Origin of the sequence: Legionella quateirensis, assembly GCF_001467955.1 — a bacterium.
Classification (GTDB): domain Bacteria; phylum Pseudomonadota; class Gammaproteobacteria; order Legionellales; family Legionellaceae; genus Legionella; species Legionella quateirensis.
In genome coordinates, this window is the sequence record NZ_LNYR01000034.1 from 384,233 (window position 1) to 398,887 (window position 14,655).

Below are 14,655 nucleotides of genomic sequence, written 5' to 3' on the forward strand. Positions count from 1 at the left end.
GATGTGCATGATGAAGAAAACCATTGCGTTTTATCTGCGGAAGTCATTTTTTCACTGGCGTGAGCCTGGTGACCAGCCATTGCACGGGTTAGCCAATATAAACTGGCGTTTTGTAATAGAGCAAATCATCTATCATGCAGGAGCTCTTTGTGTTGTTTATGTAGGGGTTAGTAAGACTGCATTGTTCTCATTTTTATTCTTTGATATTTTTCGTGCCTTTTGCGTAACGGTTTTGTTGCATCGATATTTCACTCATCGTTGTTTTGAAACGTCGAGGGGCATCCAGTTTATCTTTGGATTATTCGCATTAACTCCATTGCAAAGAGGGCCTTTATGGTGGGTTTCCCATCATCGTCGACATCATCAGTTTACCGATAAGCCTGGCGATCCTCATACTCCAAAGCAGGGTTTTTTCTACAGTCACTTGGGATGGTATTTTACGATAAACGATTCTGCGACTGATAAATCGTATCTTAAAGATTGGCTACGTTATCCTGAGTTAATATGGATAGACCGGCTTGAATGGCTTGCGCCTCTCGTCATGATGGTATTGGCTTACAGTTATGGTGCACTAATAAATCATTTTTATCCTGAACTGGGAACTAATGGTTGGCAAATGGTCGTGTGGCTTTATTTTATATCCACAGTATGTGTTCTTCACGGGAGTTGCATCGTTAACTCCGTGTTACACCATGTGGGGTATCGTCGATTTAATACCAATGATAATTCACGTAACATGTGGCTTTTGGCTCTTTTTACCTTGGGTGAGGGTTTTCATAATAACCACCATCGTTATCAGGCATCCTGTAAACAAGGTATTTACTGGTGGGAAATTGATTTATCGTACTATGTGATAAAACTGTTGGAGAAGCTGAACATAATTTCCAATTTACGTTATTTCCCTCAATCAATAATAGATGAGGGGCAACATATTATTCCATACAAAGAAGAATAGACCCCTTGCAGCAGGTACCAAGGAATGGTTCACTTAAGCGGTCTAATCCGTTGCAAACTGGTTTTTGCAAGTCCTATACTCTTTTAATTGCTTCATAATGAGTGGTTTGCATTCGTTTGCCTAGAAAGTTGGCGTAATAGAATCTAAAAAATAAAACCGTGTTAAGCGCCAAAATGAAAAAACCTTCCATGATGAGATTAGGGTAGTAGGGTAATAATTCATGTTCTAACCGTTCCCAAATAATATAAGAGGTAAGTCCTGGGATACCGATGACCGAAATTCCCGTAATTAAGATAATGATGTTAGTTTTTGTCGATTTAAAAAAGCGCCCGGTGAAATTGATTGGTTTATAAACCGTGATGCCTTTGGTCAACAAATCAAATATAAAATAAGCCAGAATGATGAGGAATATCCACTCGAGATGCAACGTGATTTGATGAATGTGTTCAAACAATAAGGTAAACACAGTTAGGGTGGAAGCCATAATGACTATAAAAAAATGTCCTGGTTTGTATTTGTACAATGTCGCAATGAAGTTAAAACTTAATCCAAGCAGCAGCAGGCTTTCATCCAAAAATCCTACCTTGATATGCAATAAGTAATAAATGCAGAGTTCAAAGATAAAAAACATGGCAAGGCAGATCATTAAGTAGTTTTTAATCGTATTGGTTTTGGTTCTTGAGTTTTGCAAACCCAGGAAAAATTCAATACCGTGGATGATCATTCGTGGAATAAAAAATTCATGGTATGCCAATTTATATAAATAATCGCGCATTTTTTGCGGAATCAGGGAGTCAGTAAGCGATCGGTGTTTAAGATGTTCTCGCCGCTTTTCAATGGTATGGCGTTGATAAATGAGCGATGGCGATTTGAGAAATTCAAAGGAGCGGTATATTCCATTCACTATTCCGTGGATTAATGCCAAAGTATAAAAGCCCATCAGAATTTCAATATAGATGATTCCCAATTGGGTGATGGACGCATAAGCGATCGCATTTTTTGCATCAGTTGCCTGTTTACTCATGAGACTGGTTATTACTGTTGCCACAAGAATAAATCCTATAGACATGACAGTGAACATCGGGTTGGTATTCGGATGATTCATGCTGATATTTAAAAATATAAACATGGGAATATGAGTTGCTATCCCTCCATAAAAGATGGCGCTTGATGGGGTAGGGCCTTCCATTGCTCTGGGTAACCAAATCCAGGGAAAAATACTGGATTTAATTAAACAGGCGATGAGAATAAAAAGCTCAGCGACTGGATTGTCAATTTGAGTATAGATATGACTGCCAAAATAGGCTGAAGAAATAAGCGCAGTATAAAAAATTACATCAGCAATTTTATAAATGACCAGAATAATCAGAGAGTTTTTTAATACCGACATACGGTGTTCGTAAAAGGCAATCAGTAACACTGATGATAAACCCAATAACTCCCATCCAATAAAGATACTTTCAGAACTGCTGGTTAATACCAGAAGCGATACTGCCAGTTCGAGTATAAAGAGCAGAGAAAAGAATTTATAAAAATAATGATCTCTATGCAGATAAAAAGAAGAAAATCGTGCAATTAATGAAATCAGACTGATACAAAAAATAAAAAATGCGGTGGAATAGGGATTCCAGATAATTTTAAAACTGTCTGAAAAATATAAAAAATCATTGATCGTGATTTGAGAGAGATGTTGGTTCAGGAGGAGAATGAACAACACATGAATTCCATCGAGGATAATACCCGAGGTTACCACCATTCTCACTCTTTTTTCGCCTAAGGTAATAGGTGTTTGGCCGCTAAATATCAGGACCAGGAAAAAACGTAATAAGGAAGATACAGTAAAATAATAAAAAAAATACTCGGATAAAAATTTATTCATGATGTAAGATGTCCAAAGCTAAGATGGTTTGCATGATTAAATACATCCTCATCCTGATGAAAATAGGTAGGAGGGAAGTTTGAATTTTTGATGGGTTCAAATAGTCCGTCCTCATAGAGGTACACGTGATCATCTTCTGTATTATGTACTGATAGTTTAATCCAGTTATTATTCGCCAACTCAGTGAATTCACCAGGTTTTTTTAGTGCGTTTTTTAATATTGATAACGAACAGATGACCAGAATACATAATCTGATGGGTTGATGAATTTCTATCATTTGGCTGGATAATCCATTTTGTAAGTCACTCTGATACCCATTCATGACACCGATTAATGAGGTGACATTATGAGGCAGTTTAGTGCCGCAGCCATAGGTTTCATTATCGATGTAGCTAAAATAATATTCGAGATTTATACCGGCACAAACCGGGCCGGCAGTATTAAGAATTTTATTCAGGATGACTCCATCCTGATCTTGACCCGGATCGTAGGAAATAAGAAATGAACGTCTGTCCAGAAACAGATTTTTGGAGTAGCTTCTTGGTCCAATAATACATAAGGCATTGGTTGAATGACCATACTCTGGTCTGGGTTGGCGTAAATCTATAGAGCGTTCTTGTACTTTACGGTGATAATAGGCGGGTGATTTGCCAAAAGGTACTGATGAAAAACGCCTGCATCGTTCTTTGGCATTTAATTGACCGGCTCCTTTGATTCGGGTCTGGATGGTTTTGAATTCAGATCGCAATTCCAGTGGAATGTCATAGTAAGTAATATCATCACTGCAGGTATTATGATAAGCGCCAATAAATTGGGTATGTTCCGGGATGGCAATAGCTTTTGCTTTGAGCTGTTCTCTCACAGCCGGTTCATTTAATAACAGGGCCATTAGGCGAGAATTGGCGCCACCACGACCACCTCCGCAGGCGCCGCAATCATAAGCCGCTTCGTGGGGATTATTCAAACTGGACGATCCATGTCCCATAATGATGACGTAGGTGCCAAAATTTTGAGTCAAACCTATCGTTGCTAATAAGTTATAGGCTAGGTTGATTCGTGCTTGTAAATCCATTCCAGAGGGCCATTCCTCTTTTTTGTACACCAGTTCAGTATGTACTGTATTATTAATTAATTTGGAGCAGGAGTGTTTTACTTTTGCGGTCAATCGAGGGGATATGATATCCAGACTAAAGGGTATTACTTTGAGAAAGCAACCTAAAAAAGTATCTACGGAACTGCGAAGAATGGTTTTGGAACTTAAGACGGAAAGCCATAATAGTTCTCCCCATAAAAATAAGGATTTAAGGCCTATCTGATTATTAACTTCCCCATTTTCGGTGATTAGATATTCAGGCGTGGCATTTACAGGACAAAGCGCTCTGGTATGCTTATCAAAATAGCCTTTAAATTTGATATTTAAGCCGAAATGACCTGCATGGCCAAATGTTTCACATGTTGGATCTCGTTCCAGGTATCGTCTGAATGACTCTTCGCGTTCATCAAGACAGCAAATGACCTGATACTCTGGTTTTGCTGCAGTTGGTGCCGGTGATTGAGTGACGTATGCATTAAAGAAATTATTATAGAAAGTCCGTTCAAATGATCGATGTAGAATCTCTTGTCGTGATTTATCATCCAGAAACGGCAGGGCTTGAATAAAAGCGGATTGCAGTTCCGGATGCTTAAAGAGCTTGTTGAAAAAATGGTGAATAAACTGTTCTGAGTGAAGGTAACTTGAGTCGTATTTTGGTACAGTCGGCAAGTTTGTTGTGATGGTTTTAATAGCGGTCCATTCACAGAGCATGATGATGGTCATGAGTTCTATAAAACAGGGTTTAATGTCTTCAACTTTTATCCAGTCCGGATGATGCTTCAAACTTTTAATCATACCGGACCATCCTTTAAATCGATAGGCTAAATCAAAAAGATAATCCGGCAGATCATCGGCATTGATTTGTAACTTTTTAAGAAGATCTAACAGAATTAATGAAGGACTCATCGCGCCATAGTTATTTATTTGTTGACCTAATGATTTTAAAAATGCCGAATCAACGATTGAGGTAGAATCATAAAGAGAGCGAAACGCTGCCCACATTCCCTCTTTTTTGTTCGTCATTGACCAATAGGCTGAACCAAAATCGAAATAAGTCGCCATGAATTTTAATAAGTGGGGCGCAATAAAATGATCTATGTCTATACCTGATTCTTCGCGCAGCGCATAATGATAAAAATATTTTTTGGTTTGTATGAAATAATTTCTAACGGACTCGCATTCCTGTTTATCCAGGTAGTGATTGGCAGTTTCACTCTGGATTAACAATCGATACAGAATATGATTGGGGATTTGGAGATGATGTTTTTTGATGTAGGAGTCAATCTCGTAAAAGAGATCTGATTTGTTAATGCCCCTATTGGCATACTCTTGCCAGTAAAACTCCTCTGGCATGAATGCATTGCATTGATAATCAAGAGCTGCTTTTTTTACTGCGTCACAAAACTCCAAATGCTGGTAATGATGAATGGTATTATGGTGAACAAAGTACTCAAGAGGTCCTTGTTCGGGTATATGTTCCATAGCCTGATTGATTGATTCAATCAGTAGTTCTTGTGTAATTCTCATGTTAACCCCAATACATCCTGGTTGAAAGCTCATGATCATAGAGGGGTCTTAAATGACCGACTCCGGATATTTTTAACAACGTATCATCTGATAATTCTCTTAATGCGTACAATTTTGTCATGATGGTATGATCAACAAAATTGCTGTTACTCAAATCAACAATGACTGGATTATTATTCGAAGCTGCCTGTCCAATCAGACGTTTTAATTTGAGATAGGCCACAAAGGTTAAAGGACCAGATACATTGATAGTTGTTGCATCAGAAGAGTGTACTATGCTTACTTCGGGTCTAAAAAGAGTACTTAAACTGTTTCCACGTATCAGATGGAAAAATAATTTTAAACAGATACCAGCCAAAACGCCAGTCAATAAATCAGTCATCAAGGTAACCATGAAGGTGGTGATGAACAGAAGAAATTGATCGCGTCCGATTTGATAGGCATGAATAAACGCTTTGGGTGAGGCCAGTTTACACCCCACAAAAATCAATAAAGCGGCTAATGCGGATAAAGGGATCAGGTTAATGTATTGAGTCAAAGCGACAGCCGCAATCAGCATAAATACGCCATGAAAAAAATTGGCTCTGATGGTTTTTGCTCCATATTCCACATTGGCCTTGCTGCGAACAATTTCGGCAATCATGGGCAAGCCGCCTATTAATGAAGAACATAAATTGGCAACCCCTATACCCAATAAATCTTTATTAAGATCTGCTGGTTTTTCGGGTTTGGTGATCGAGTCAATGGCGCATACGGTGAGTAAGGATTCAATGGAGCCTACCAACGTAAACATGATGATGTATTTTGCGCTGGCCAGGGTAAACAAATACGAAAAATCAGGAAAGTTTATAGCCTGCAACAGATGATTGGGCAAGGTTACCAGCTGACTGTGATCCAGAATGTAGTCGTTATAAAATAAATGATAAGTGTGCGTGTCTTTTATATCGAAATACAGGGACATTGGGATCGTTATTGCGACGACTACTATGGATGACGGAATGAAACTTAATTTTTTTAGTTTGGGCCAGAATAATACAATACTCAGAGCAATAATCCCGATGCATAGAATAATGGGGTTCGAGTTACCTAATTGCATTGGTAATTGTTCCAATAACCCAAAGATTGTGGCGTTGTTGGGATGCTCACCAATAAGGACATAGGACTGTTTGGCAATAATGATGACGCCTATAGCTGCAAGCATGCCATGAATGACTGAAGGAGGCATGATTTCTGCTATGACGGCTTTTTTCCTTAAGGCAATGATGATTTGCAGGAGTGCTGCAATGACGCCAATTGCTAAGGTACGCTTATAACCGAGAAATAAATCCCCCTGCCCAAGCTCCATTACTGAACCCAGGACGATCACGATCAATCCGGCAGCAGGTCCTTTAATGGTTAATTTGGCGCCTCCGAAAAAGGACGTTATTATTCCGCCTAATATTGCTGTTAAAATTCCGGCACTTGGAGGAAATTGACTGGCTAAAGCGATTCCAAGACACAGAGGCAGAGCAAGTAAAAACACACTAAATCCTGCGATTAAATCCGATTTAAAGGCATTCATGAATAGTCCCTCGATATAAAGATAATCCTTGCTCTGCATAATTTATGCCAAGGATTATATAACAGCTCTCTTGCATAACCTGTAGATTTTATCTTAAGGCAAGAGGTCTGATATTTTAGTCTGGCTTGCTTATATGGGCGGAGGCCAACCTTAACTCCGGGCTCATGTTGGCTTAAGACCGGAGTGCAGGTTGTGAACAAGTTGAATGTTCTTTCAGGAGTCTTGATTTATCTGATTTAAATTGTGTAAAAATTCAGTTGCAGAGCTTTCACCAACCAGTTTAAATTCGTTAAGCTCTTTACCTTGTGAATTAAAAAATACAAAAGTAGGTGGAGCAACTACTTTATACTCATTCATTATGGCTTTGTTTTCCGCATCATTCGCAGTAACGTCAATTTTAATGATTTTAAAGTGATTTAATGCCTCAAGGACGTTAGGATCCTGAAAGGTAGTTGCTTCCATAATCTTGCAGGAGGCACACCAATCCGCATAGAAATCGAGCATGACGGGAGTTCCTTTTGCCTGTTCAATTTCTCGCTTAATGGCTGCCAGAGTTTTGGGTTGATTCATTGCGTGTTGATCGGGGGTTACTGTAGCAGCCTGCAGATTTGCCAAAGGCTGTAAAGGATTAGTTGACCCCATGCTGGCTCCTATCAAAATCAGTAAGCCATAGCCTAACATGATGATTCCTGCACCTTGACAAAACTTTTCTCGACTGGAAATGGAGTGCGTTAAAGCACCAGTGTAAATACCAGAGAATATCAGTAAGCTACCCCAGAGCCCCATAGTCAATCCAGAGGGTAAAATGCGCTCCATCAAATATATGGCTACAGCTATGAGCATTACGCCAAAAAATGCTTTAACAGCATTCATCCAGCTTCCGGTTTCTGGTAACCATCTTCCAGCTGAGGTTCCAATGAGCAGCAATGGTGTTCCCATGCCCAGGCTTAAGAAAAACAAGGTAAGTGATCCTAAAAGCACATTACCTGATTGGGCAATATAGGTTAATACACCGATTAAAGGAGCTGTAACGCATGGGGACAGGATCAGCGTGGAAAGACAGCCCATAATCGCGGCACCTATATAGTGCCCCCCTCTTTGACTTCGGCTTGAACCGGCTATTTTAGCCTGCCAGGAATCAGGAAGTTTAAATTCATAGAATCCAAACATTGATAACGCCAGCAATATAAAAATCAGGCTGAATATGCTGATTGCCCAGGGAGATTGCATGCTGATTTGCAGATTGGCTCCTAATTTTGCTACAACCGCGCCGACAACAGCATAAGTGATTGACATACTAAGGACATAACTTAAAGAGAGAAAAAATGCTTTTTTGGTGGTGACGTCTTTACCATGACCTATGATGATTCCTGATAATACGGGTACCATTGGCAGAATACAGGGGGTAAACGAAAGCAGTAAGCCAAATCCAAAAAAAATAAACAGTATGGTTATCCATCCATTGGTTTCGAATACTTGCGAGATTTCATTGAGCGGTGCTTTTGAGGTACTTTTGGCAGCAACTGATGACTGCTCCAAATTAACCAGCGAAAGCGCTAATGTGTCATCAATGGCAACTTTGATCTGCTTTACTTCTGGAGGATAGCAGAACCCATCATCAGCACAGCCCTGATAATGCAGATTCAGGATTGTTTCTCCGGGCTCTTTACCCAGAATTGCGACTGGCAGAGAGAGTTGGTTCCTGTATACATTATAAGTATGACCCTGTTTGTCCGTTTTTTTCACTGTAGGAGGAAAACGCAAAGTCCCAAGATGAATGTTACTGTCTGCTTGTTCTGTTAATTTAATTCTGTCGCCATATAAAAAATAATCCGGTTTTATTTCCCAATGGATTACAAAAGTATTGGGATCGACTTTATTTACATTCACTTGAAATACTTCCGAAGCAGGAAGCGGTTCAGCATTGGTAAGCGAAGTGATAAAGTAAAGTATTGATAATAAAAGCCATTTTTTCATGCTTTGCCTTGTTGCCATAAAAGGTTAGTCCTCATTGTAGTGCCAGTACAGATAAAACGAAAATATTTTTTGTTTTAACCCTTGAAAGTTTTATTCTCGGCCCCATATGCCAGTCATCAGGATTGTTTGCCAGTTGGCAGGCAATACTCGTGAATCATAGTTTAATTAAAATCAGGAGATAAAAGTATGAAAATTCGTCCTCTACACGATCGCGTAGTTGTTCGTCGTATGGAAGAAGAGCGTACCACTGCAGGTGGTATTGTTATTCCAGATAGCGCTACTGAAAAACCCATGCGCGGTGAAATTATTGCCGTTGGTGCTGGCAAAGTCCTGGATAATGGAGATGTTCGTGCTTTGGCAGTTAAAATTGGTGATGTAGTACTGTTTGGCAAGTATTCTGGTACAGAAGTTAAAATTGATGGCAAAGAATTAGTTGTGATGCGTGAAGACGACATCATGGGTGTAATTGAGAAGTAATCTAATCTAATTGTTTAAGGAGATAGAGTAATGGCTAAAGAATTACGTTTTGGTGACGATGCTCGCCTACAAATGCTTGCTGGTGTTAATGCATTGGCTGATGCAGTACAAGTGACCATGGGTCCACGTGGCCGTAATGTGGTATTAGAAAAGTCTTATGGTGCACCTACTGTCACTAAAGATGGCGTATCTGTTGCTAAAGAAATTGAATTTGAACAACGCTTCATGAACATGGGCGCTCAAATGGTTAAAGAAGTTGCTTCAAAAACTTCTGATACTGCTGGTGATGGTACAACAACTGCTACTGTATTGGCTCGTTCTATTCTTGTTGAAGGGAACAAAGCTGTTGCTGCCGGCATGAATCCAATGGATCTGAAACGCGGTATCGACAAAGCGGTATTGGCTGTTACCAAAAAATTACAAGCAATGTCCAAGCCTTGCAAAGATACTAAAGCAATCGCACAAGTTGGTACTATTTCAGCTAACTCTGACGAAGCTATTGGTTCTATTATTGCTGAAGCAATGGAAAAAGTAGGTAAAGAAGGTGTGATCACTGTTGAAGACGGCAATGGTCTTGAAAATGAATTATCAGTTGTTGAAGGGATGCAATTTGACCGTGGTTATATTTCTCCTTACTTCATCAACAATCAACAAAACATGACTTGTGAACTGGAACATCCATTTATTCTGTTAGTTGACAAGAAAGTTTCAAGCATCCGTGACATGTTGTCAGTACTTGAAGGTGTTGCTAAATCAGGTCGTCCATTATTGATTATTGCAGAAGATGTTGAAGGCGAAGCTTTGGCAACTCTGGTAGTTAACAACATGCGTGGTATTGTTAAAGTATGTGCTGTTAAAGCGCCTGGCTTTGGTGATCGTCGTAAAGCAATGTTACAAGACATCGCGATTTTAACTAGCGGACAAGTTATTTCTGAAGAAATTGGCAAGAGCCTTGAAGCGGCTACTTTGGAAGATCTGGGTACTGCTAAACGGATTGTTGTTACTAAAGAAAATACAACAATTATCGATGGTGAAGGTAAAGCTGCTGAGATCAATTCTCGTATTACTCAAATTCGTGCTCAAATGGAAGAAACTACTTCTGACTACGACCGTGAGAAATTACAAGAACGTGTTGCTAAATTGGCTGGTGGTGTTGCGGTAATTAAAGTAGGTGCTGCTACTGAAGTAGAAATGAAAGAGAAGAAAGCTCGTGTAGAAGATGCTCTTCATGCTACTCGTGCTGCAGTTGAAGAAGGTATTGTTGCTGGTGGTGGTGTTGCATTGATTCGTGCTCAAAAAGCACTGGATTCATTGAAAGGCGATAACGACGATCAAACAATGGGTATCAATATTCTGCGTCGTGCTATTGAATCTCCAATGCGTCAGATCGTAACTAACGCTGGTTATGAGTCTTCTGTAGTTGTAAATAAGGTTTCTGAACATAAAGATAACTACGGATTCAACGCAGCAACTGGTGAATACGGTGATATGGTTGAGATGGGTATTCTTGATCCAACTAAAGTTACTCGTATGGCATTACAAAATGCAGCTTCTGTAGCCAGCTTAATGTTAACAACTGAGTGCATGGTTGCAGATTTACCTAAGAAAGATGAAGGTGCTGGTGCTGGCGATATGGGCGGCATGGGCGGTATGGGAGGCATGGGCGGCATGATGTAAGCTTCCCTGCTTTTCTTAAAAACCCGCCTTATGGCGGGTTTTTTTTTATCGTTTTGGTGACAAAAGAACGTCGGGCGAAGCGCCCGACCTACGTTGGGAGCGATGATAAATGTAGGTCGGGCGCTTCGCCCGACATTTCGTTGCATAGGGTTATATTATTCACCGATTGCTTAAATCATTTCAGAAGCCATTATTTTCCTTTATGGTTATGGGCATGCATTACGGTTGACTTATTTATGGTGACAATGGAATGGGGGGAGGTGCCATTTTTATGGATGTGATTGATACAGGTTGTTTTTAAGTCATTTTAAACTATTATTAGTATCAGAATAATAAATAAGGGATAAATTATGAGTAGCGTGATTAAAAAACTGGAAGTGGCTCTGGCTGATACCTATGCTTTATATCTTAAAACTCAAAATTATCACTGGCATGTTAAAGGCCCTCAATTTAAAAGTCTGCATGAGCTGTTTGAAATGCAATATAAAGAATTAGCCGAAGCAGTTGATCAGGTTGCTGAGCGAATATTAATGATGGGGCATAAAGCTCCAGCTACTTTTCCTGAATTTAATCGATTAAAAACCATCAAAGATGGTGATTCAAGTTTGAGTGCCAATCAGATGGTTATCGAATTGGCCAAAGATAACAGTACTTTAGTCAATGATTTAAATCAGGCAATCAAAATTGCCCAGGATAATAATGACGAGGGAACGGTAACTTTATTAAGCGATCGTATTGCGGCACATCAAAAAGCACATTGGATGTTAACGGCCTCAATTGATACTAAATAATTAAGTAATTTTTTAGTGAGGCCCCAACTCCTCACTGATTTATCAGGGAAAGTGATTAATATCATAACCCGTATTAGATTGTAGCCTGTATTAGGCGCAGCCGTAATACAGGATGAATGAGGTTCTATATCCCTGTATTACGGCTGCGCCTAATACAGGCTACTTCTTTATAATATTATGGTTATCAGTTCATACTTCGTTGGTTATATAGCGTATTTATTACTGATCAATCGATTTGTTAGCAAACATGCTACCTCATCCTACGCAAAGGAGGAACTCTTCTTCCGCGTAATCCATTAACCTGAAACTATTGTAACCAGTCCCTACATTCCCTATTATATGTCATTGAACTTAGAGTGCCGAATGATTTAAAGAGATACATTTCTCGTAGTTTCGACGTCCCGTGGCTTGACCACGGGATCCAAGAATCTCTTGACATCACTGGATCCCGTGGTCAAGCCACGGGACGTCGAGATATGTACCTATTTAAATCATTCGGCACTCTAGATGGCTAATTAGTGAGTATGCTGTAATTTTATACTCTGTTCTTTTAATCACGTGTTGTCAGCCAAGGATTGCTTCGTGTTACGTTTTCTTTTTCCGGTGAGTTTATTTCTTAGCGCAGTTCTTTTATTTAGCATTCAGCCTATGGTAGCGAAAACCATTTTGCCGGTTTATGGCGGGACGCCGGCTGTATGGACTGTTTGTATGCTTTTTTTCCAGGGAATATTGCTTGTATCCTATGGATATGTCTGGTTATTAAGTTTTCTTAATAGATCACTGCTCTGGCGTTTGGTTCATACTGTTCTGATTGTGTTGAGTATCATCGCAATTCCACTTCTGTTTCAGCCTGCAGAAATGGCTGGGTATCCAGAATGGGATATTCTCTATGATTTATTATCGCAACTGGGCTTGCCTTTATTGATTATTGGGGCATCTGCGCCTTTATTACAATTTGCTTACAGTCAAACTTCCAGCAAAGGGGCTTCTGATCCTTACTATCTGTATATAGCAAGTAATCTGGGCAGTTTAATTACCTTACTTATTTATCCCTGGGTTATCGAGAGAGTTTGGGGGATCACTCATCAATTTCATCTCTGGAGCATAGGATATCTGGCTTACTTGTTATTATTGTTGTTTGTTCTATACAGCGCTCGTTATAAGCCATTAGAGCATCAACGTGCTGATACAAAAGCCTTGCCCTGGCGATCCATGTTGTACTGGGTATTTTTAAGTTTTATCCCATGCAGCCTGATGTTAGGTGTTACCTTATATATTTCTACTGATGTTGCGGCTACTCCTTTATTTTGGGTACTGCCTTTAGCCTTGTATTTGCTTACCTTTGTTGTAACTTTTACAACCAAACCTTTGATATCCAATGATTGGATAAAGAGAAATTGTATTTTTTTTCTGGTGTTTACAATTCTTGGTTATATTTTAAAAGCAAATCAGGTGCATGTCTGGCAGGTTATACTGGCTAATTTAGCCAGTTTTTTTGTTTTGGCTTTACTCTGTCATGGCCAATTATTTCAGCGAAGACCCGAAGCGAAATTACTGACGTTATTTTATTTTTGTCTTGCTTTGGGCGGTGTGCTTGCAGGACTGTTCAATGGAATACTCGCTGCTCATTTATTTAATCAAATTTATGAATACCCATTAGCCATTTTATTAAGTTTATTCGTTCTTCCTTTGTCCAATTACTCAAAAGACTGGTGGGTACCGCTTGTTGTTACCTGTTTGCTGTTACTGCATTATTTTATACCTCAAATCAACTGGTATGCTGGATTTTCAACTTTTCAAGTTACTGCAATTCTGGCATTAATTGTCATTGTTGTTGGTTATAAAAGTAAAGTGAGTCTCATTTTATCTTTGTTTATTCTATTTGCCTTTCTCTATTCCCCTATTTTTTTTGATAAGAATATTTTATTGCAACAACGGAATTTCTTTGGTGTAAAACAGGTATTGGTTAAAGAAAATACTCATGTATTGGTCAGTCAGTCAACAGTGCATGGTTTTCAATTGCTTGGAGAAAAGAAACCGATTAGCGGTTTTAGGGCATATTACGGTGCCATTAAACCCGTTGTTGAAGACATGCAAAAGGAATTTCATTCCATGTCAGTGACCATCTTGGGATTAGGTGCTGGAACCATGGTGTGTCAATTCAGAGAAACAGATCAATTAACGGTGATTGAAATTGATCAGCAAGTCATTGATTTGGCGGAAAATCCCAAATTATTTACTTATCTGCGTGACTGTTCGCCCTCAGTAAAGATTATAAGAGATGATGGTCGATTGGCATTGAATAAAATACCTGATGGATCACAGCAATTAATTATACTGGATGCCTTTAATTCAGATGCAATTCCCGTTCATTTAATGACTCTTGAAGCGTTTACCCTCTATAAGAAGAAATTGAAGGACGATGGGGTGATTTTGGTGAACCTGAGTAATCGACATCTTCACTTACTTCCCGTCGTAAATTCAGTAAGTCGATCATTGGATATGATGTTACTTAATCTGGTGCATAAAGGGGATCCCAAACTGGGGCAGTTTGATTCCGAGTGGGCTTTGCTCACCATGAATCAACCTTTGGCCCTACAACTGATGAAGGGAACTGGCTGGCGTTTTGTCAGTGACAATAATCAGTTTTTATGGACAGATGATTATTCCAATCTGATACCTATGTTGAAATGGTGATGGTTCAGGTTGTGTAAAGC

Annotated in this window: 9 protein-coding genes; 5 read left to right on the plus strand and 4 right to left on the minus strand. The window is 39.4% G+C overall.

Translation table 11 applies throughout. The features are described 5' to 3' along the window. Positions 1-7: 7 nt before the first annotated feature. Positions 8-955, plus strand: a complete 948-nt coding sequence (locus tag Lqua_RS13055) for an acyl-CoA desaturase (RefSeq protein ID WP_162264403.1) — start codon at positions 8-10, stop codon at positions 953-955. A 73-nt stretch (positions 956-1,028) separates the two neighbouring features. Here the strand turns inward: Lqua_RS13055 and Lqua_RS13060 are convergent, their stop codons facing one another. The 4 genes from Lqua_RS13060 to dsbD all read right to left on the minus strand — a co-directional run bounded on the left by Lqua_RS13060 (position 1,029) and on the right by dsbD (position 8,993). Next, entirely contained in the window at positions 1,029-2,834 is a 1,806-nt protein-coding gene (locus tag Lqua_RS13060) for a proton-conducting transporter transmembrane domain-containing protein (protein WP_058474715.1), read from the minus strand. Then, entirely contained in the window at positions 2,831-5,455 is a 2,625-nt protein-coding gene (locus Lqua_RS13065; RefSeq protein WP_058474716.1) for a putative inorganic carbon transporter subunit DabA, read from the minus strand. The genes Lqua_RS13060 and Lqua_RS13065 overlap by 4 nt, the downstream gene beginning before the upstream one ends. Before the next feature lies 1 nt (position 5,456). Then, positions 5,457-7,016 (minus strand): SulP family inorganic anion transporter, encoded by a 1,560-nt coding sequence (locus tag Lqua_RS13070; RefSeq protein ID WP_058474717.1) that lies wholly within the window; start codon positions 7,014-7,016, stop codon positions 5,457-5,459. Positions 7,017-7,229: 213 nt separating this feature from the next. Continuing rightward, positions 7,230-8,993, minus strand: coding sequence for a protein-disulfide reductase DsbD (gene dsbD, locus Lqua_RS13075; protein WP_058474747.1), 1,764 nt, complete (start codon positions 8,991-8,993; stop codon positions 7,230-7,232). A 186-nt stretch (positions 8,994-9,179) separates the two neighbouring features. On the opposite strand from dsbD, the gene groES reads away from it, so the two are divergent. The 4 genes from groES to Lqua_RS13095 all read left to right on the plus strand — a co-directional run bounded on the left by groES (position 9,180) and on the right by Lqua_RS13095 (position 14,635). Further along, positions 9,180-9,470: a co-chaperone GroES gene (groES, locus tag Lqua_RS13080; RefSeq protein ID WP_058474718.1), complete on the plus strand. Its 291-nt coding sequence runs from the start codon at positions 9,180-9,182 to the stop codon at positions 9,468-9,470. A 30-nt stretch (positions 9,471-9,500) separates the two neighbouring features. Then, positions 9,501-11,147: a chaperonin GroEL gene (gene groL, locus Lqua_RS13085; protein WP_058474719.1), complete on the plus strand. Its 1,647-nt coding sequence runs from the start codon at positions 9,501-9,503 to the stop codon at positions 11,145-11,147. 350 nt (positions 11,148-11,497) lie between these two features. Continuing rightward, positions 11,498-11,938, plus strand: coding sequence for a Dps family protein (locus tag Lqua_RS13090; RefSeq protein ID WP_058474720.1), 441 nt, complete (start codon positions 11,498-11,500; stop codon positions 11,936-11,938). 582 nt (positions 11,939-12,520) lie between these two features. Continuing rightward, positions 12,521-14,635, plus strand: a complete 2,115-nt coding sequence (locus Lqua_RS13095; protein ID WP_058474721.1) for a fused MFS/spermidine synthase — start codon at positions 12,521-12,523, stop codon at positions 14,633-14,635. The last annotated feature ends 20 nt before the right edge of the window (positions 14,636-14,655 follow it).

Bases quoted from the DNA above. Each gene is read 5' to 3' on its own strand.
- Lqua_RS13065 (WP_058474716.1), bottom strand. From the start codon at position 5,455: ATGAGAATTACACAAGAACTACTGATTGAATCAATCAATCAGGCTATG.
- groES (WP_058474718.1), top strand. From the start codon at position 9,180: ATGAAAATTCGTCCTCTACACGATCGCGTAGTTGTTCGTCGTATGGAA.
- dsbD (WP_058474747.1), bottom strand. From the start codon at position 8,993: ATGAAAAAATGGCTTTTATTATCAATACTTTACTTTATCACTTCGCTT.
- Lqua_RS13070 (WP_058474717.1), bottom strand. From the start codon at position 7,016: ATGAATGCCTTTAAATCGGATTTAATCGCAGGATTTAGTGTGTTTTTA.
- Lqua_RS13055 (WP_162264403.1), top strand. From the start codon at position 8: ATGATGAAGAAAACCATTGCGTTTTATCTGCGGAAGTCATTTTTTCAC.
- Lqua_RS13090 (WP_058474720.1), top strand. From the start codon at position 11,498: ATGAGTAGCGTGATTAAAAAACTGGAAGTGGCTCTGGCTGATACCTAT.
- Lqua_RS13060 (WP_058474715.1), bottom strand. From the start codon at position 2,834: ATGAATAAATTTTTATCCGAGTATTTTTTTTATTATTTTACTGTATCT.
- groL (WP_058474719.1), top strand. From the start codon at position 9,501: ATGGCTAAAGAATTACGTTTTGGTGACGATGCTCGCCTACAAATGCTT.